The following is a 17,332-nucleotide window of genomic DNA, read 5'->3' as shown; positions in this document are numbered from 1 at the left end:
GGAGCCGCCATGTCGTTCACCGACGAGGAGATCGCCTACCTCACCACGAACCCGCTCGCCCGCCTCGCCAGCCTCTGCGCGGACGAGCAGCCCGACGTGGTCCCGGTGGCCCTGGAGTTCGACGGGACCCACTTCTGGGTCGGCGGCTCCGGCGCGCAGGTGCTCGGCACCCGCAAGTTCCGCAATGTCGCGCACGGCCGCGACAAGGTGGCGTTCGTCGTGGACGACCTGCTCTCCATCGAGCCGTTCGTCGCCCGTGGCATCCGGGTCTACGGCGTCGCGGACGGCCCCGTGGAGCGGGTCGGCATGGTGGGTCCCGGTCACTATCTGCGCATCACGCCGACGCTCTCATGGAGCTGGAACCTGTCCGACCCGCCTCGGCCGACCGAAGACACCTGGTACCCCATGCGACGAGCCGAGCACGGCAGGGGGTGACCCACGCCACATTCGCTCATGTCACATCGCGCCTCGCCGTTCCGTCATAGCTGTGTAACCACCGAAACGGCAGAGGAGTTGGCCATGAGCGCCCGTCTGAACGCCTTCGAGATTCCGACCATGGGCAAGTTCGTGAAGCACATCGTCTCGGCGGGGAAGGTGGTGCAGGACTCGCCACTGCCCCTCGCGACCCAGCACCTGGTGACACTCCGCGCCAGCCAGATCAACGGCTGCGGCTTCTGCACCGACATGCACAGCAAGGACGCCGTCGCCGCCGGTGAGGACTGGCTGCGCCTCAACCTGGTCGCCGCCTGGCGGGAGGCCACCGTCTTCACCGAGGCCGAGCGCGCCGCCCTGGAGCTGACGGAACAGGGCACCCGCATCGCGGACGCGGCCGGCGGGGTCTCGGACGAGGCCTGGGAGAACGCCGCCAAGCACTACGACGAGGAGCAGCTCGCCGCCCTCGTGGCCCTGATCGCCCTCATCAACGCCTTCAACCGGATGAACGTCCTCATCCAGCAGCCCGCGGGCGACTACCGGCCCGGACAGTTCGCCTAGCCGGGAGCACTCCACCCGAGGCCGAGGGGGCGCTAGCCGATCGCCCGCCCCTTCGGCCTCCGCAACCCCGCCGCCGTCAGCAACCGCACCACCTCACGACTGCTGACCTCCACGGCACCCGCGCGCACCACATCGGCGTACCGATGCGACGGGATGTCGTAGTGATCTCGCTCGAAGGCACGCCGCGGCACGCCCAACTCCTCGGCGAACGCGTGCAGTTCGTCGTACGACACGTCGCTCACGAGGTGCGACCACATGCGCCCGTGCCCCGGCCAGGTCGGCGGGTCTATGTAGATCGTCACGACGTCACGCGTCTCACGAGGACGGCGCCCCGCCCGGGCCGGCCGACCCCAGCGATCCGACCGCCGCGACCTTCACCCCGGCCTGGTGGCACACCCAGTGCGGATCGGGCCCCAACTCCGGCTCGACATCCAGCGCATGCGGGTCACCGGTGCCGCACACCGGGCACAGCGGCCAGCGGCCGTGCCGTTCCAGCAGCGCGTCCTGTACGTCCTGGGCGACCAGCCCGGCCACGTACGCCGCGCCCTCCGGCCACTGCTCCACCCACCAGCGCCGTTGTACGACCGACTCCTCGACCAGCGACACGACGTCCGCCTCGGCGACCTTGCCCGCGACCAGGTCGGCGAGCACGAGGGCGCGGGCGGCGTGCAGCGCCTGCTCCAGCGGACCGATGGGTTCCATGCACCTATTGTGCGCACTCTTGACCGAGACGCCGAGCCGAAAATATCTTTCACATGTGCCCCGGAGAGTGAAGGAAAGTTTCGACAGTGGTCCCCCGCCCGCCCCCGCCGCCCTCGCGGCCAAGGTGCGCACACTCGCCCCGTCGATGACCCGCTCCATGCAGCGCGTCGCCGAAGCGGTCGCGGGCGACCCGGCGGGCTGCGCGGCCCTCACGGTCACCGGCCTCGCCGAACTCACCGGCACCAGCGAGGCGACGGTCGTACGCACCGCCCGCCTCCTCGGCTACCCCGGCTACCGCGACCTGCGCCTCGCCCTCGCCGGCCTCGCCGCCCAGCAGCAGTCGGGCCGCGCCCCCGCCATAACGACCGACATCGCGGTGGACGACCCCATCGCCGACGTGGTGGCGAAACTCGCCTACGACGAGCAGCAGACCCTCGCCGACACGGCCGCCGGCCTCGACACGGCCCAGCTGGGAGCGGCGGTGTCGGCCGCCGCCGCGGCCCGCCGCATCGACGTGTACGGCGTCGGGGCGTCCGGGCTGGTCGCGCAGGACCTCGCGCAGAAGCTCCTGCGCATAGGGCTGATAGCCCACGCGCACAGCGATCCGCACCTCGCCGTGACGAACGCCGTGCAGCTCCGTGCGGGTGACGTGGCGATCGCCATTACGCATTCCGGGTCGACGGGCGATGTCATCGAGCCGCTGCGGGTGGCTTTCGAGCATGGGGCCACGACGGTTGCCATCACCGGGCGGCCGGACGGGGCGGTTGCTCAGTACGCCGATCACATTCTTACGACGTCGACGGCTCGGGAGAGTGAATTGCGTCCCGCGGCGATGTCGTCCCGGACCAGTCAGCTGCTGGTGGTGGACTGCCTGTTCGTGGGGGTTGCTCAGCGGACTTATGAGAGTGCGGCGCCTGCGTTGGCCGCGTCCTATGAGGCGCTGGCGCATCGGCATCGCCGGTAGACCGTAGGCCAGACCGCTTGTGGGTATCTGCGGGCAGGATGTGGCTTGGCGCGCCCACGCGGCGGAGCCGCATATCGATACAGTCCCGCGCCCCTCCAGGTCAGACAGCGCACCGCACTTCAGAAAGAGCCGTCTCTCATGACCTCGACATCCAACCCCCGTGATGTCCGCGCCGAGTTGGACTCCCTGACCACCGAGGCCTTCCGGCCCGAACTCGCCGACATCGACCGGCTCCCCACCCTCGACATCGCCCGTCTCATGAACGGCGAGGACGCGGCCGTACCCACCGCCGTCGCGTCGCGCCTCCCCGAGATCGCCGCCGCCATCGACGCCACCGCCACCCGGATGGCGCAGGGCGGGCGCCTCATCTACGCCGGTGCGGGTACGGCCGGTCGCCTGGGCGTGCTCGACGCCTCCGAATGTCCGCCCACCTTCAACACCGACCCCACCCAGGTCGTCGGGCTCATCGCGGGCGGCCCAAAAGCGATGGTCACCTCGGTCGAGGGCGCCGAGGACTCCAAGGACCTGGCCCGCGCCGACCTCGATGCCCTCGCGCTCACCGCCACCGACACGGTGGTCGGCATCTCGGCCTCCGGGCGCACCCCGTACGCGATCGGCGCGGTCGAGCACGCCCGTGGGCGGGGCGCGTTGACGATCGGCCTGTCCTGCAACCCGGACAGCGCGCTGACGGCGGCCGCCGAGCACGGCATCGAGATCGTCGTGGGCCCGGAACTGCTGACCGGCTCCACGCGCCTGAAGGCGGGCACGGCCCAGAAGCTGGTCCTCAACATGCTGTCGACGATCACGATGATCCGCCTGGGCAAGACCTACGGGAACCTGATGGTCGACGTCCGCGCCTCCAACGACAAGCTGAGGGCCCGCTCCCGCCGCATCGTCGCGCTGGCCACGGGCGCGGACGAGGCCGACATCGAGCGGGCCCTGACCGAGGCGGGCGGCGAGGTGAAGACGGCGATCCTGATCCTGCTGGGCGAGGTGGACGGCCCCACGGCCGCCCGCCTCCTGGAAGAGACCGGCGGCCACCTGCGCGCCGCCCTTGCGGCGGCTACCTGACCTTTTCGACGAAGGGGCAGGAGCTTCTCAGCCACGGCTCAGGCACGGCCGTTCCGCCAACTCCCCTGTTAGCGTGGCTATATGACGGCACCGACGACATTCCGCATCGGCGGCGACCTGGAAGTACGACGGCTCGGATTCGGCGCGATGCACCTGCGGCCGGACACCCCCGAGGCCCGCGCCGCCTGCCTCGCGGTCGCCCGACGCGCCGTCGAACTGGGCGTCACACTGATCGACACGGCGCACTTGTACGGCTGGGGAGCGAACGAGGACCTGCTGGCCGAGGCGCTGCACCCCTACCCCGCCGACGTCCTGATCGCCACGAAGGTGGGTATCCGCCGGACCACGTCCGGCGAGGGCTGGCGACACGCGGGCGAGCCGGCCGACCTCCGCGCCCAGGTCGACGAGGCCCTGCGCCGCCTCCGCCTCGACCGCATCGAACTGCTCCAACTCCACCGCCTCGACCCGGCCGTACCCCTCCCCGACCAGCTCGGCGCGCTCCGCGACCTGCGTGACGAAGGCAAGGTGGGCCGCATCGGCCTGTCCGAGGTCACGGCCGCCGAGCTCGCGGAGGCCCGGAGCGTCGTCGACATCGCGAGCGTCCAGAACCGCTACAACCTCCTCGACCGCGAGCACGAACCCGTACTCAAGGCCTGCGAGGCGGCGGGCATCGCCTTCCTGCCGTGGCGGCCGGTGGCGGCGGGGCAGTCGGGGGCGAGGTCGGAGATCGCGGCGGTGGCGAAGGAGCTCGACGCCACCCCCACGCAGGTCGTCCTGGCCTGGCTCCTCGCCCACTCCCCGGTGATCCTCCCGATCCCGGGGACGACGAGCATCGCGCACCTGGAGGAGAACCTCGGCGCGAACGCCGTCCACCTCACCCAGGAGCAGTACGACCGCCTGAACCGCGCCTCCGAGGCCGCCTAACGCGGCAGTCTCCCCTCCCGGTTGACCTCCCGAACCCGCGCCAACAGCTCCTCCTTCGTCGGCGCGGGTTCCACCGGCTCACCCCGCAGCACCGCCGCGAGCCGCTCCGCGGTGCGGACATTGCAGCGCCCGAGCTGGACGAGAGCGAACGGCTCGTCTCCGGCCCCGGTGACCGGATCCACACACAGGGAGGGCAGTACGACGCCCACTCCCCTGAGCGCCTCCCGCAGGGACACCACGACTTCTTCGGTCGACCGCACGTTGACTTCACCTCTCCACGCAGAGTTCGCGATTCACCACACAGCGTGGCGGTCACGCACCTAACCTGGCCATACGGGGCGCCCCAACAACCTCGTCTGGTGGACCGGGAGTCGCACATGCCAGCACCGAAGGATCTCGATCCGTCGTCGTCGCCGCGCGCGCTGCTGGGCGCGGAGTTGCGCCACGCGCGCGAGAAGAAGGGCCTGAGCCAGGAGGCCCTGGGCCTGAAGCTGTTCGTCAGCGGCGCGTTCATCGGCCAACTGGAGGCCGGCACCCGGCGCTTGCGGCCCGACATGGCACCACTGGCCGACGAGGTGCTGGGCACGAACGGTTTCTTCGTACGGAACTGCAAGGCAGCGAACAAGTCCAAGTATCCGGAGCACTTCGCGGAGGCGGCGGAGGCCGAGGCTCAAGCGACGGCGATCAGGCAGTACGCGCCGCTGCTGATCCCCGGGCTGCTGCAGACGCCGGCGTACGCACAAGCCGTGAACCGCGCATACGACCCGACGGCACCGCAGGAAACCATCGACGAGTGGGTGGAAGGCCGGATTGCTCGGACGCGCCTACTCGACAATCCAACAAGCCCGTTGTTGTGGGTGGTACTTGACGAGGCGGCACTGCGCCGGGAGATCGGCGGACGGGCGGTAATGGCGGAGGCCTTGCGCCACCTCGCCGGTCTGGCCCGCCGGAGCCGGGTCCTTGCGCAGGTGCTGCCCTTCAGCGCGGGAGCGCACAAGGCGATGGAGGGCTCACTGAAGCTGATGGACTTCGCGGACGCCCCTCCGCTGGTCTACTTCGAGGGGCCAGGCACCGGACGACTGGAGGACGACCCTGCCACCGTCGCCCAGCTGAGGTTCACCTTCGAGCTCCTCACAGCCTCCGCACTTTCGCCGGAGAAGTCCCTAGCCTTGATCGAGGCGGTGGCGCAGGATTACGCCTATGAGGAACATCCCTGACTACGACCTGAGCACGGCCGTGTGGCACAAGTCGAGCTATAGCGGCGGGGGCGGCAACGACTGCCTCGAAGTCACCCACGACGTCCCCACCCTCGTCCCCGTCCGCGACTCCAAGACCCCCCACGGCCCGAAGCTCGTATTCCGAGCATCGGCTTGGTCGGCCTTCGTCAAAGCGGTCAGGATCTGACCTCATTGCCTTCTAGCGTGGCCGTCATGACTGAGACCACGCACACCCCTGCCACCGCCACCGACGAGCGCGCCGACCTGCTGGCGGCGCTGGCCAACCAGCGGCACTTCCTGCGCTTCACCACCCGCGACCTCACCGACGAGCAGGCCGGCGAGCGGACCACCGTCAGCGAACTGTGTCTCGGCGGCCTGATCAAACACGTCACGTCGGTGGAACGGGGCTGGGCGGCCTTCATCCAGCACGGCCCGTCGACGATGCCCGACTTCACCGCCATGACCGAGGCCGACTTCGCGAAGCGCGCCGACGAGTTCCGGATGCTGCCCGGCGAGACACTGGCCGGCGTGCTGGCCGAGTACGAGGAAGTGGCCCGCCGCACCGACGAGCTGGTCGCGACCCTGCCCGACCTGAACGCCGCCCACCCGCTGCCCAAGGCCCCGTGGTTCGAGGCTGAGGCTCAATGGTCGGCCCGCAGGGTACTGCTGCACATCACCGCCGAGACGGCCCAGCACGCGGGCCACGCCGACATCATCCGCGAGTCCCTGGACGGCGCGAAGAGCATGGGCTGACGCCCCGATACCTCCGGCCCGAAGCTCAAGCGGCCAGCCCGAGCCCTCTTTGCAAGGAATGGTTGCCGCGAGTTGACTTGGAGCGTTCGCCCGAATAACGAACAGCCCCCGCCAGGTGCTCACAACACCTGGCGGGGGCTTGACCTACGAGATCCGTACAGCGAACCCAAGGACGCCCGCTACCAACGGTCGTCTCCCACCCCTGGGGAGCCCCGGTGGAACTCCCCGAGCCTCTCGGCTTCACTGTGGATACCGAGGAACTCCACATGGCCCGGTTGGAGGCAGCGGACCCTCCATGTGCATGCTGAAGGTCTACCGCACCACCTGACCAGGCCCCCCCCGCAAGCCCCCGGAGCCACCCCATGAACCATGCCCAGCTCACCGCCTTGGGCCGAGCCCTCCGCCTCCTCGGCGAACACGGCGAGTCCCTCACGGCCACCACCCCGGACGGCAAACTCCACGAGGTCAAGGCCGACCTCCGCCGTGCCCTCGACCTCCTCGACGAGAGCGTCACCGGCGCCGCCCCCACCACCCGCTGCCCGGAGCACCCCAACGGCCCGGTCGACACCGCCGCCCCCGACCTCTGCCTGCTCTGCGAGACCCGCCGCCGAGCGGCCCGCCGCTCCGAGTTCAACGGCCCGGCCCCCGACGTCCCCCGCGCCCCCGAGCACACCGCCCCCTCCCGCTACGGCGTCCGGGGCGACCGCCCCCAGCCCCAGCAGCGCTGGCTGCCGGAGCTGTGGAACGGCCAGGAGTGGCAGCTGTGCGGCACCCCGCGCCGCGACCGCCGCGAGGCCGAGCTGTATATCGCCGCCCAGCGCCGCGGCCCACGCCCCGCCATGGCCTACCGCCTCGTGCACGAGTTCACCGACTACGAGGTGCTGCGCGTCTGGGGCACGCCGGTGAAGGTCGACATCGAGCCGCTGGGCAACCTGTAGGAGCCAGTCCGCCCTCACGACTTCGCCGTCGCCCCCACCTGCCCCACGGCCAGGACCACCTTGAAGGCGTTCTCGGACGGGAGGGCGTAACCGCCGAGGTTCGTCGTCATCTGGGCGAGGATCACGCCCGCGACGGCACTCGCCGTGGACGTGAAGTGCCAGACCTCGGACATCAGGACGATGTTGAGGCCGTATCCGGCAGCGAGGACCGAGGCCACCTTAAGTCAGTTGATTGACTCACTCACCCGATGCAGGTCACGTGGTCACGCCTCCCGCTCCACGAACGCCCGCACCTGCTCCTCGTCCAGCTCGTACACCGTCTCGTGCGCCCGAGGGTCCCGCGCATGGAAGGTATGGAACATCGGCCCCGTCGCCGCGCCCAGCTCCACCAGCGACGCCGACGCCCCGCGCACCGCGCGCTCCGTCCCGGGCGCGGCCGTCAGGTCGACGCGGCTGACCACACCCGGAGTGACCCACACCGGCACCGACTCCAGCAGCCCGAAGAGCTGGAGGTGGTAATGACCGGTCAGCACGACCCGTACGTCACTCCCCCGGATCGCCTCCGCCAGCTCCCCCGGGTTGCGCAGCCCGAAGTGCGGCTGGGTCGCCGAGATGTCGAGGCTGATCGGCGGGTGATGGAAGGCGAGGACGGTCCCCCGCTCCGGCTGACCAGGACTCTGCCCCTGACTCAACACCTCACGGAGCCACCCCAGTTGACGCCGACTCAGCTCGCCGTACACCTTCCCCGGAACCAGCGAGTCCAGCGTCACGAAGCGCCATCCGCCGACCGTGCTCACCGCGGCCCGCTCCGACGCCTCGGAGTCCAGGACCAGCTCCGGTTCCGGGTGCCCGCTCCCCAGCACCTTCCCGAAGGCGTCCCGCTCGTCGTGGTTGCCGGTCGTGTAGAACACCGGCGCCCCCAGCCGCCGCGCGAACTCGCCCACCAGCTCGCGTACGGCCGTATACGCCTCCACGGCCCCGTCGTCGGCGATGTCTCCGGTGACGACCACCGCGTCGACGTTCCGTTGATGCCCCAGCTCGGCGAGCATCAGGCGCAGTGAATCGGTGGCGTTGACGCCGTTCTTGTTGGGGGCGTCGGTGCGCTCGATGTGCGTGTCCGAGAGATGAAGGATCCTCATCTCCCGGACACTAGCCCCGAGTTGCCGCTCAGCTCAGGGTCTTCAGCGACTCCGCGTCGTACGCCGCCAGCTCCCCGAACCGTCCGTCCAGCACCTTCGCCGCCCACTCCGGGTCCTGGAGCAGGGCGCGGCCGACGGCCACCATGTCGAACTCGTCGCGCTCCAGGCGGTCCAGGAGGTCGTCGATGCCCTTGACTATGGAGCCCTCGCCCATGAAGGCGCCGATGAAGTCGCCGTCGAGGCCGACCGAGCCGACGGTGATGGCCGGCTTGCCGGTGAGCTTCTTCGTCCAGCCGGCCAGGTTGAGGTCGGAGCCGTCGAACTCCGGGATCCAGTAGCGGCGGGTGGAGGCGTGGAAGGCGTCGACGCCGGCCGCGGCGAGCGGGGCGAGGATGGCCTCCAGCTCCTCCGGGGTCTCGGCGAGCCGGGCGTCGTAGGCCTCCTGCTTCCACTGGGAGTAGCGGAAGATGACCGGGAAGGTCGCGGAGACCTTCTCGCGTACGGCGGCGACGATCTCCGCGGCGAACTTCGTACGGGCCACCGGGTCACCGCCGTACGCGTCCGTGCGGCGGTTGGTGCCCGCCCAGAGGAACTGGTCGACGAGGTAGCCGTGGGCGCCGTGGATCTCCACGCCGTCGAAGCCGATGCGCTCGGCGTCCGCGGCGGCCTGGGCGAACGCGCCGATGACGTCGTCCAGGTCGCTCTGGGTCATCGCCTTGCCGGTGACCTCGGTGTCGCCGATGCGGAGGCCGGAGGGGCCGACGGCGGGTGCGTCCGCGAAGGGCGGCTGGCCCTGCTTGCGGACCATGCCGATGTGCCACAGCTGCGGCACGATCGTGCCACCCGCCGCGTGCACGGCCTCGGCGACCTTCGCCCAGCCCGCGAGCTGCTCCTCACCGTGGAACCGCGGCACCCGGCTGCTCTGCCCGGCGGACTCGTGGCCGACGTAGGTGCCCTCGGTGACGATGAGCCCCACGCCCGCGGCGGCGCGACGGGCGTAGTACGACACGACGTCCTCACCGGGGACGCCACCCGGCGAGAACATACGCGTCATCGGCGCCATCGCGATGCGGTTGGGAACGGTCAGGCCGTTGATCACGGTCGGCCGGGACAGGATCTGTGCCGCACGGGAGGCGGAGGTCGTGGTGACGGTCACGCGGGGGCTCCTCGGGAGTGGCTCTGTCGACCAGCGGCCCTTCGGTTGACCGGCTGGTATGTGCGCACGCATTGTTGCACTCCCTTAAGCAACCGCCTATGCGCTGCCCCACATTCCCGCCCACCCACGACACCTACGGCCCGGAGAGAAACACGACACCCAGCTCGCCGAGCGACCGGGCTCACCCAGGCGAAGATCTTCGTTGCCCATTCGGCAGCCTGAGCAGGACGAGATGCTTTCGCCACCTTGGTGAAGGTGCTGAAACGCCCGAGGGCGGCACCCCCTGTCGAACAGGGAGTGCCGCCCTCGGTACTGACGGACCGGGTCCGAGCCTTCTTACGAGGAGGCTCAGAAGTCCATGTCACCGCCCGGCATGCCGCCACCGGCGGGCGCGGCGTTCTTCTCCGGCTTGTCGGCGATGACGGCCTCGGTGGTGAGGAACAGCGCGGCGATCGACGCGGCGTTCTGCAGCGCGGAACGCGTCACCTTCGCCGGGTCGATGATGCCCTCGGCGACCAGGTCGACGTACTCGCCGGTCGCGGCGTTCAGGCCGTGACCCGGGGTGAGGTTGCGGACCTTCTCCACCACGACGCCGCCCTCGAGGCCGGCGTTGACGGCGATCTGCTTCAGCGGGGCCTCGAGCGCGAGCTTCACGGCCTGGGCGCCGGTCGCCTCGTCACCCTCGAGCTCCAGCTTCTCGAAGACGGCGGTGGCCTGGATGAGGGCCACGCCACCACCGGCGACGATGCCCTCCTCGACGGCCGCCTTGGCGTTGCGCACGGCGTCCTCGATGCGGTGCTTGCGCTCCTTGAGCTCCACCTCGGTGGCGGCACCGGCCTTGATGACGGCCACGCCACCCGCGAGCTTCGCCAGACGCTCCTGGAGCTTCTCGCGGTCGTAGTCCGAGTCGCTGTTCTCGATCTCGGCGCGGATCTGGTTCACGCGGCCCGCGACCTGCTCGGAGGAGCCGGCACCGTCGACGATGGTGGTCTCGTCCTTGGTGATGACGACCTTGCGGGCCTTGCCCAGGAGGTCCAGGGAGGTGTTCTCGAGCTTGAGACCGACCTCCTCGGAGATGACCTCGCCACCGGTGAGGATGGCGATGTCGTTCAGCATCGCCTTGCGGCGGTCGCCGAAGCCCGGGGCCTTGACCGCGACGGACTTGAAGGTGCCGCGGATCTTGTTGACGACCAGGGTCGACAGGGCCTCGCCCTCGACGTCCTCGGCGATGATCAGCAGCGGCTTGCCCGACTGCATGACCTTCTCCAGCAGCGGGAGCAGGTCCTTGACCGAGGAGATCTTGGAGTTGGCGATCAGGATGTACGGGTCGTCGAGGACGGCCTCCATACGCTCCATGTCGGTGGCGAAGTACGCCGAGATGTAGCCCTTGTCGAAGCGCATACCCTCGGTGAGCTCCAGCTCCAGACCGAAGGTCTGGGACTCCTCGACGGTGATGACGCCTTCCTTGCCGACCTTGTCCATCGCCTCGGCGATAAGCTCACCGATCTGGGTGTCGGCGGCGGAGATGGAGGCCGTGGAGGCGATCTGCTCCTTGGTCTCGACATCCTTGGCCTGCTCGAGCAGGGCGGCGGAGACGGCCTCGACGGCCTTCTCGATACCGCGCTTGAGGGCCATCGGGTTGGCGCCGGCGGCTACGTTGCGCAGGCCTTCCCTGACCAGGGCCTGGGCGAGAACGGTCGCGGTGGTCGTACCGTCACCGGCGACGTCGTCCGTCTTCTTGGCGACTTCCTTGACCAGCTCGGCGCCGATCTTCTCGTACGGGTCCTCGAGCTCGATCTCCTTGGCGATGGAGACACCATCGTTGGTGATCGTGGGGGCGCCCCACTTCTTCTCGAGGACGACGTTGCGACCCTTGGGGCCGAGCGTCACCTTCACGGCGTCCGCGAGCTGGTTCATGCCGCGCTCGAGGCCGCGCCGCGCCTCCTCGTCGAACGCGATGATCTTGGCCATGTGAAGTGGTCCCTCCAGGACTGGGGGTGATTCCTTCGGACCGCGCCCGCGCCCGCGACGGACGGCTCGCCTGCCTCGTGGTTCCTTGCCCCATCCGGCCTGCGGGCCTCACCGACCCGGTCCTTCGTTGTCACTCTCACCTTCAGAGTGCTAACGCAATGATTAGCACTCGACCCATGCGAGTGCAAGCGGCTCTCGGGGATCGGGAGGGGATCGGGCGGGGCGCCCAGCCGGGCGCGAACAGGGTCCTGGCAGGTCCGGGCCGAGCGAAGGACACACCCGACGGCACGGCGAAGGGCCCGCACCCCGGGAGGTGCGGGCCCTTCGAAGAAGAACGTCGCTGCTTTAAGTCGACGCGTGCTTCAGCTGGCCGCCAGCCGGACCATGTCCGCCTGCGGCCCCTTCTGACCCTGCGAGATCTCGAAATCGACCCGCTGGCCCTCTTCCAGGGTGCGGTACCCGTCCATCTGGATCGCGCTGTAGTGGACGAAAACATCCGCACCACCGTCGACCGCGATGAAGCCGTACCCCTTCTCCGCGTTGAACCACTTGACGGTGCCCTGAGCCATGCCTAACTCCCCTATTACTGGCCCTTGCACAGATCCACACTTCGCGGATCCGGGTCAGACCTCACCCCCCATCGGTCGGGGGCGTGCGCCGGAACGCGTCGACCGCGGCTGAATGTATCTGCCCAACTGCCGTCTGCAACAGGTCAATCGGACGAGAAATCCGGGCACGACCGGTCGGGAATGTGGGGACAATTGCCCTGACTTCAGGTCAAGTCGGACCCGATAAAGGGAGCAAAAGCCGCAAAAAACCCGCACACTTTGGCTACATCTTGTCGGGGGTGCGGCAGAAATCAAGGGCCACCGACCCGTGAATCGGCGGCATGTTCCCCAACTGTACCTCGCTCAACCACACAGAATTGCCCCCTCCGCTTCTCTCACGGAGGGGGCAATCCGATGAACTCTCGGTAATTGGTATTACCGAGGGTAATGATCGGTCATTCGGTCAGCCGCCGGCGACGGCCGGGATGATGGAAACGCCCGCGCCGTCCGGGGTGGCCGTCTCCAGTCCCTGCTCGAACCGGACGTCGTCGTCATTGACGTACACATTGACGAACCGACGCAGCTTGCCCTGGTCGTCCAGAACCCGGGCGGCAATCCCGGTGTGGTTCTTCTCCAGGTCGGCGATGACCTCGCCGAGGGTGCCGCCCTCGGCGGTCACTTCGGCCTGGCCACCCGTGTAGGTACGCAGGATGGTGGGGATGCGGACGTTGACGCTCACGTATGACCTCCGGTCAGGTAGTCGCCCCCAGGGGCGCGGGGCTGTGTTCAATTTGCGGCCACCGCCGCGTGGGCGCGACCAGCCCCCGCAGGCCCGCAGACGAAGACGACTAGGCGAGGCCGGCCTCGCGGAACGAATCCAGGTTGGGACGAATGGTCGCAGTAAGCCCCGTACCGGCCACCGCATCCAGCGTCTTGAGACCATCACCGGTGTTCAGGACAACGGTCGTCTTCGTCGGGTCGAGGACACCGTTCTCGATCAGCTTGCGCGTCACACCCACGGTCACCCCACCGGCGGTCTCCGCGAAGATGCCCTCGGTCCTGGCGAGCACCTTGATCGCATCCACGACCTGCTCGTCCGTCACGTCCTCCACCGCACCGCCGGTACGGCGAGCGATGTCCAGGACATACGGACCGTCCGCCGGGTTGCCGATCGCCAGCGACTTGGCGATGGTGTTCGGCTTCTGCGGACGGACGACATCGTGGCCGGCCTTGAAAGCGACGGACACCGGCGAGCAGCCCTCGGCCTGCGCGCCGAAGATCTTGTACGGCTTGTCCTCGACGAGGCCGAGCTTGATCAGCTCCTGCAGCCCCTTGTCGATCTTCGTGAGCTGCGAGCCGGAGGCGATCGGCACCACCAGCTGGTCCGGGATCTGCCAGCCGAGCTGCTCGCAGATCTCGTACGCCAGGGTCTTGGAGCCCTCGGCGTAGTACGGCCGCAGGTTGACGTTGACGAAGCCCCAGCCCTCGCCGGCCGGGTCACCGATCAGCTCGGAGCAGAAGCGGTTCACGTCGTCGTAGTTGCCCTCGATGCCGACGAGCTCGCCGCCGTAGACCGCGGCCATGACGACCTTGCCCTGCTCCAGGTCGTGCGGGATGAACACGCAGGACCGGAAGCCGGCGCGGGCGGCGGCGGCACCCACCGCACCGGCGAGGTTGCCGGTGGAGGAGCAGGAGAGGGTGGTGAAGCCGAAGGCGCGGGCGGCCTCCAGGGCCTGGGCGACGACGCGGTCCTTGAAGGAGTGCGTCGGGTTGCCGGAGTCGTCCTTGATGAACAGCTTGCCGGCGTCGACACCCAGCTCGCGCGCGAGGTTGTCGGCCTTGACGAGCTGGGTCCAGCCGGGGTTGATGTTCGGCTTGGTGGCCACGTCGGCGGGGACGGGCAGGAGGGGCGCGTAGCGCCAGATGTTCGCGGGTCCCGCCTCGATCCGCTTGCGGAGCTCTTCGGCGTCGTAGGCCGAGAAGTCGTAGGCGATCTCGAGCGGGCCGAAACACTCCTCGCACGCGAAGACCGGTCCGAGAGGCACTCGGTGGCCGCACTCGCGGCAGGACAGCGCCGCGGCGGGGCCGAGGTCTACGGTGGATTCGGTGGTGCTTGCAACAGTCTGCGCAGCCATGTGAGGCGAGGCCCTTTCTCCTCATCTTCCTCACGACGCATCTCGCCGTGAGACGGATTTGGCACCTTCCCTAGCCGGGAGCCTCGCGGAGACGATCAGCGGTGATACGGCAGTGATCGCTACGAGAACCGACTGGAGGGTTGCCGGGGCTTCATCGGGCCGTTTCCCTCTGCCCCTCTGGATGAGCTGTATTCGGTTGTTAACGGCGGTTGACCCCGGACATGCGATGGTCATCCGCGTTGTTCAAGACTGTAACCGACGGCCAGGACAGTTGAGAGAGTCCGTCCGAACCGCGAGACAAACCGTGAGGAGCCGCCAACCGTGCTGGAAGAAGTCGAGCGCTGGCTGAGCACCCGCTCCTGGTCCGTGACCGATCGCCCGCTCCACCGGATCCTGGCCGCCAAGCAGCGTACGGGCCAGTCGGTCTCCGTCGTGCTGCCCGCGCTCAACGAGGAGGAGACGGTCGGCGACATCGTCGCGATCATCCGTCACGACCTCATGCAGCAGGTTCCGCTGGTCGACGAGATCGTCGTCGTCGACTCGGGATCCACCGACCGCACCTCCGAGGTGGCCGCCGCCGCGGGCGCCCGGGTCGTCCACCGCGACGACATCCTGCCCCGCATCCCGACCGTGCCCGGCAAGGGCGAGGTGCTCTGGCGCTCGCTGCTCGTCACGCGCGGCGACATCGTCTGCTTCATCGACGCGGACCTGAAGGAGTTCTCCTCCGACTTCGTCTCCGGCATCGTGGGCCCGCTCCTCACCGACCCCGAGGTCGACCTCGTCAAGGCCATGTACGACCGCCCCCTCGGCGGGGCGACCGGGCAGGGCGGCCGGGTGACCGAGCTGATGGCGCGCCCGCTGCTGAACATGCACTGGCCGCAGCTGGCCGGTTTCGTGCAACCGCTCGGTGGCGAGTACGCGGCCCGCCGCTCGCTGCTGGAACAGCTCCCGTTCCCCGTGGGCTACGGCGTCGAGCTCGGCATGCTGGTCGACGCCCTGCACCTGGTGGGCCTCGACGCCCTGGCCCAGGTGGACGTGGGCGTCCGCAAACACCGCCACCAGGACGGACAGGCCCTCGGCCGGATGTCCGCCGCGATCTACCGCACGGCCCAGCTGCGGCTGGCCCGCGGGCACCTCATCCGCCCGTCCCTCACCCAGTTCGAGCGGGGCGAGGACGGTTTCGAGCCACGTACGTTCTCCGTGGACACGGAGGAGCGGCCGCCGATGGCGGAGATCGCGGAGTACGCCTCGCGCAAGGTGGCCTGAAAGTGCTCGGACCGTCGGCCTGAAGGTCGTATACGGCCCCTACCAGTGAGGTGAACCGCACGTTTGAGCGGTTCCGGGCCGGGCTAGGTTGAGGCGTATGGCTGCTACGTACGGTGCTGCGCGGGTGCTGGTCGCCTCCAACCGGGGCCCGGTCTCCTACACGGTGCACGAGGACGGTTCCCTGCACGCCAAACGCGGCGGCGGCGGGCTGGTCTCCGGCCTGTCGGCGATCGGCTCGGAGGCGGGCGCGCTGTGGGTGTGCTCGGCGTTGTCCGACGGCGACCGGGAGGCCGTACGGCGCGGGGTCGGCGAGGACGGCGTGCGGATGCTGGACATCCCGGCCGATGTGCACGCCGACGCGTACAACGGGATCGCCAACTCGGTGCTGTGGTTCGTGCACCACATGCTGTACCAGACGCCGCTCGAGCCGGTGTTCGATGCGGAGTTCCGGCGGCAGTGGGCGTCGTACGAGGCGTACAACCGGGCCTTCGCCGAGGCGCTGGCCGCGGAGGCGGCGCGGGGTGCTTCGGTGGTCGTGCAGGACTACCACCTGACCCTCGTTCCCGGGATGCTGCGCGAGCTGCGCCCGGACCTGCGGATCGGGCACTTCTCGCACACCCCGTGGGCGCCGCCGGAGTACTTCCGGATGCTGCCGGACGACATCGCCGGGCAGGTGCTGCGCGGGATGCTGGGTGCCGACCGGCTCGGTTTCCTCACCCGCCGCTGGGCGGACGCGTTCACCGCGTGCTGTGAGCAGTTCGCGGGCGGGCTCGGGGGCACGCGGGTCGGCGTGCACGGGCTGGGGGCGGACGCGGACTTCCTGCGGCGGCGGGCCCACGAGGCGGACGTCGAGGAGCGGATCCTGGCGCTGCGGGACGAGATCGGCTCAGCCGCGGATGGGAGCCGCCGCAAGACGATCGTGCGGGTCGACCGGACCGAGCTGTCCAAGAACATCGTGCGCGGCCTGCTGGCCTACCGGCAGCTGCTCGACGACCACCCCGAGTGGCGTGAGCGTGTGGTGCACGTGGCGTTCGCGTACCCCTCGCGCCAGGACCTCGTGGTGTACCGCGACTACACGGCCGAGGTCCAGAGAGTGGCGGATGAGATCAACTCCCGGTACGGGACCCCGGGTTGGACGCCGGTCGTGCTCCACGTCAAGGACGACTTCGCGCGGTCGCTGGCCGCGTACCGGCTGGCGGACGTGGCCCTCGTGAACCCCATCCGGGACGGCATGAACCTCGTCGCGAAGGAGGTGCCGGTCCTCTCCGACGAGGGATGCGTGCTGGTGCTGTCGCGGGAGGCCGGGGCGTTCGAGGAGCTGGGCGAGGACGCGATCGCCGTGAACCCGTACGACGTGATCGGCACGGCGCGGGCGCTGCACGAGGCGTTGTCCGTGGGGCCGGAGGAGCGGGCGGAACGGTCGAAGCGGCTGGCTGCGGCCGCGACCGCGCTTCCGCCGGCCCAGTGGTTCCTGGACCAGCTGCACGCGCTGGAGGAGGGGGCCGGCCGGCCCGCTTGAGCGCGGCCGGCTCGCCCGGTCGGACCGCCCGGTAGG

21 protein-coding genes and 1 riboswitch are annotated in these 17,332 nt (G+C 69.5%); of the genes, 11 read left to right on the top strand and 10 right to left on the bottom strand.

Translation table 11 applies throughout. From position 1 onward, the window contains the following. Positions 1-9 precede the first annotated feature (9 nt). Together ACTMVF_RS28185 and ACTMVF_RS28180 are read left to right on the top strand one after the other, a co-directional pair. The gene (locus ACTMVF_RS28185; protein ID WP_441273895.1) at positions 10-435 is read left to right on the top strand and encodes a PPOX class F420-dependent oxidoreductase; all 426 of its coding nucleotides are present in this window, start codon (positions 10-12) and stop codon (positions 433-435) included. An 84-nt stretch (positions 436-519) separates the two neighbouring features. After that, positions 520-993: a carboxymuconolactone decarboxylase family protein gene (locus ACTMVF_RS28180; protein ID WP_441273894.1), complete on the top strand. Its 474-nt coding sequence runs from the start codon at positions 520-522 to the stop codon at positions 991-993. A gap of 32 nt (positions 994-1,025) precedes the next feature. Here ACTMVF_RS28180 and ACTMVF_RS28175 read toward each other — a convergent pair whose 3' ends face one another. Both ACTMVF_RS28175 and ACTMVF_RS28170 read right to left on the bottom strand, forming a co-directional pair. After that, positions 1,026-1,295 carry a DUF4031 domain-containing protein gene (locus ACTMVF_RS28175; RefSeq protein ID WP_301999710.1) on the bottom strand — a complete coding sequence of 90 codons (270 nt, stop codon included), beginning with the start codon at positions 1,293-1,295 and terminating at the stop codon, positions 1,026-1,028. A 13-nt stretch (positions 1,296-1,308) separates the two neighbouring features. Beyond that, entirely contained in the window at positions 1,309-1,695 is a 387-nt protein-coding gene (locus ACTMVF_RS28170) for a hypothetical protein (protein ID WP_441273893.1), read from the bottom strand. Between the two features lie 55 nt (positions 1,696-1,750). On the opposite strand from ACTMVF_RS28170, the gene ACTMVF_RS28165 reads away from it, so the two are divergent. From ACTMVF_RS28165 to ACTMVF_RS28155, 3 genes are all read left to right on the top strand, one after another. Further along, a complete protein-coding gene (locus ACTMVF_RS28165) occupies positions 1,751-2,659 on the top strand; it encodes a MurR/RpiR family transcriptional regulator (RefSeq protein WP_441274058.1) in 909 nt (302 codons plus the stop codon). Positions 2,660-2,797: 138 nt separating this feature from the next. Next, on the top strand, positions 2,798-3,730 hold the full coding sequence (murQ, locus tag ACTMVF_RS28160; RefSeq protein WP_441273892.1) for an N-acetylmuramic acid 6-phosphate etherase: 933 nt from the start codon (positions 2,798-2,800) through the stop codon (positions 3,728-3,730). Between the two features lie 81 nt (positions 3,731-3,811). Next, a complete protein-coding gene (locus tag ACTMVF_RS28155) occupies positions 3,812-4,654 on the top strand; it encodes an aldo/keto reductase (protein WP_441273891.1) in 843 nt (280 codons plus the stop codon). On the opposite strand, the gene ACTMVF_RS28150 is transcribed toward ACTMVF_RS28155, so the two are convergent. Next, positions 4,651-4,914, bottom strand: a complete 264-nt coding sequence (locus ACTMVF_RS28150) for a hypothetical protein (protein WP_441273890.1) — start codon at positions 4,912-4,914, stop codon at positions 4,651-4,653. The two genes, ACTMVF_RS28155 and ACTMVF_RS28150, sit on opposite strands and share 4 nt — an antisense overlap. Positions 4,915-5,031: 117 nt before the next feature. On the opposite strand from ACTMVF_RS28150, the gene ACTMVF_RS28145 reads away from it, so the two are divergent. From ACTMVF_RS28145 to ACTMVF_RS28130, 4 genes are all read left to right on the top strand, one after another. Next, a complete protein-coding gene (locus ACTMVF_RS28145; protein ID WP_441273889.1) occupies positions 5,032-5,871 on the top strand; it encodes a helix-turn-helix domain-containing protein in 840 nt (279 codons plus the stop codon). Beyond that, on the top strand, positions 5,855-6,058 hold the full coding sequence (locus tag ACTMVF_RS28140; protein WP_441273888.1) for a DUF397 domain-containing protein: 204 nt from the start codon (positions 5,855-5,857) through the stop codon (positions 6,056-6,058). The genes ACTMVF_RS28145 and ACTMVF_RS28140 overlap by 17 nt, the downstream gene beginning before the upstream one ends. Positions 6,059-6,084: 26 nt before the next feature. Further along, a complete protein-coding gene (locus ACTMVF_RS28135) occupies positions 6,085-6,624 on the top strand; it encodes a DinB family protein (protein ID WP_441273887.1) in 540 nt (179 codons plus the stop codon). Between the two features lie 362 nt (positions 6,625-6,986). Further along, on the top strand, positions 6,987-7,562 hold the full coding sequence (locus tag ACTMVF_RS28130; protein WP_403342476.1) for a hypothetical protein: 576 nt from the start codon (positions 6,987-6,989) through the stop codon (positions 7,560-7,562). Between the two features lie 14 nt (positions 7,563-7,576). On the opposite strand, the gene ACTMVF_RS28125 is transcribed toward ACTMVF_RS28130, so the two are convergent. From ACTMVF_RS28125 to thrC, 7 genes are all read right to left on the bottom strand, one after another. Then, positions 7,577-7,780 carry a hypothetical protein gene (locus tag ACTMVF_RS28125; RefSeq protein WP_441274065.1) on the bottom strand — a complete coding sequence of 68 codons (204 nt, stop codon included), beginning with the start codon at positions 7,778-7,780 and terminating at the stop codon, positions 7,577-7,579. Between the two features lie 45 nt (positions 7,781-7,825). Next, positions 7,826-8,701, bottom strand: coding sequence for a metallophosphoesterase family protein (locus ACTMVF_RS28120; RefSeq protein WP_441273886.1), 876 nt, complete (start codon positions 8,699-8,701; stop codon positions 7,826-7,828). Positions 8,702-8,729: 28 nt separating this feature from the next. Continuing rightward, on the bottom strand, positions 8,730-9,857 hold the full coding sequence (locus tag ACTMVF_RS28115; protein WP_441273885.1) for an NADH:flavin oxidoreductase: 1,128 nt from the start codon (positions 9,855-9,857) through the stop codon (positions 8,730-8,732). A gap of 348 nt (positions 9,858-10,205) precedes the next feature. Continuing rightward, a complete protein-coding gene (gene groL / locus ACTMVF_RS28110) occupies positions 10,206-11,828 on the bottom strand; it encodes a chaperonin GroEL (RefSeq protein WP_441273884.1) in 1,623 nt (540 codons plus the stop codon). Positions 11,829-12,190: 362 nt separating this feature from the next. After that, positions 12,191-12,397, bottom strand: coding sequence for a cold-shock protein (locus ACTMVF_RS28105; RefSeq protein ID WP_030050353.1), 207 nt, complete (start codon positions 12,395-12,397; stop codon positions 12,191-12,193). A 442-nt stretch (positions 12,398-12,839) separates the two neighbouring features. Further along, positions 12,840-13,115: a MoaD/ThiS family protein gene (locus ACTMVF_RS28100; protein WP_030941262.1), complete on the bottom strand. Its 276-nt coding sequence runs from the start codon at positions 13,113-13,115 to the stop codon at positions 12,840-12,842. Between the two features lie 109 nt (positions 13,116-13,224). Beyond that, complete coding sequence (gene thrC / locus ACTMVF_RS28095; RefSeq protein WP_441273883.1) at positions 13,225-14,511, bottom strand: threonine synthase; 1,287 nt, start codon at positions 14,509-14,511, stop codon at positions 13,225-13,227. An 18-nt stretch (positions 14,512-14,529) separates the two neighbouring features. Next, a riboswitch (SAM riboswitch) is annotated at positions 14,530-14,699 on the bottom strand. Positions 14,700-14,832: 133 nt separating this feature from the next. On the opposite strand from thrC, the gene ACTMVF_RS28090 reads away from it, so the two are divergent. Both ACTMVF_RS28090 and ACTMVF_RS28085 read left to right on the top strand, forming a co-directional pair. Continuing rightward, positions 14,833-15,777: a glucosyl-3-phosphoglycerate synthase gene (locus ACTMVF_RS28090; RefSeq protein WP_441273882.1), complete on the top strand. Its 945-nt coding sequence runs from the start codon at positions 14,833-14,835 to the stop codon at positions 15,775-15,777. A 97-nt stretch (positions 15,778-15,874) separates the two neighbouring features. Further along, on the top strand, positions 15,875-17,296 hold the full coding sequence (locus tag ACTMVF_RS28085) for an alpha,alpha-trehalose-phosphate synthase (UDP-forming) (protein WP_441273881.1): 1,422 nt from the start codon (positions 15,875-15,877) through the stop codon (positions 17,294-17,296). Positions 17,297-17,332 lie beyond the last annotated feature (36 nt).

Origin of the sequence: Streptomyces sp. SD31, from assembly GCF_052068475.1 — a bacterium.
In the GTDB taxonomy this organism is placed as follows: Bacteria; Actinomycetota; Actinomycetes; order Streptomycetales; family Streptomycetaceae; genus Streptomyces.
This window is presented reverse-complemented; position numbering and strand designations above follow the sequence as displayed.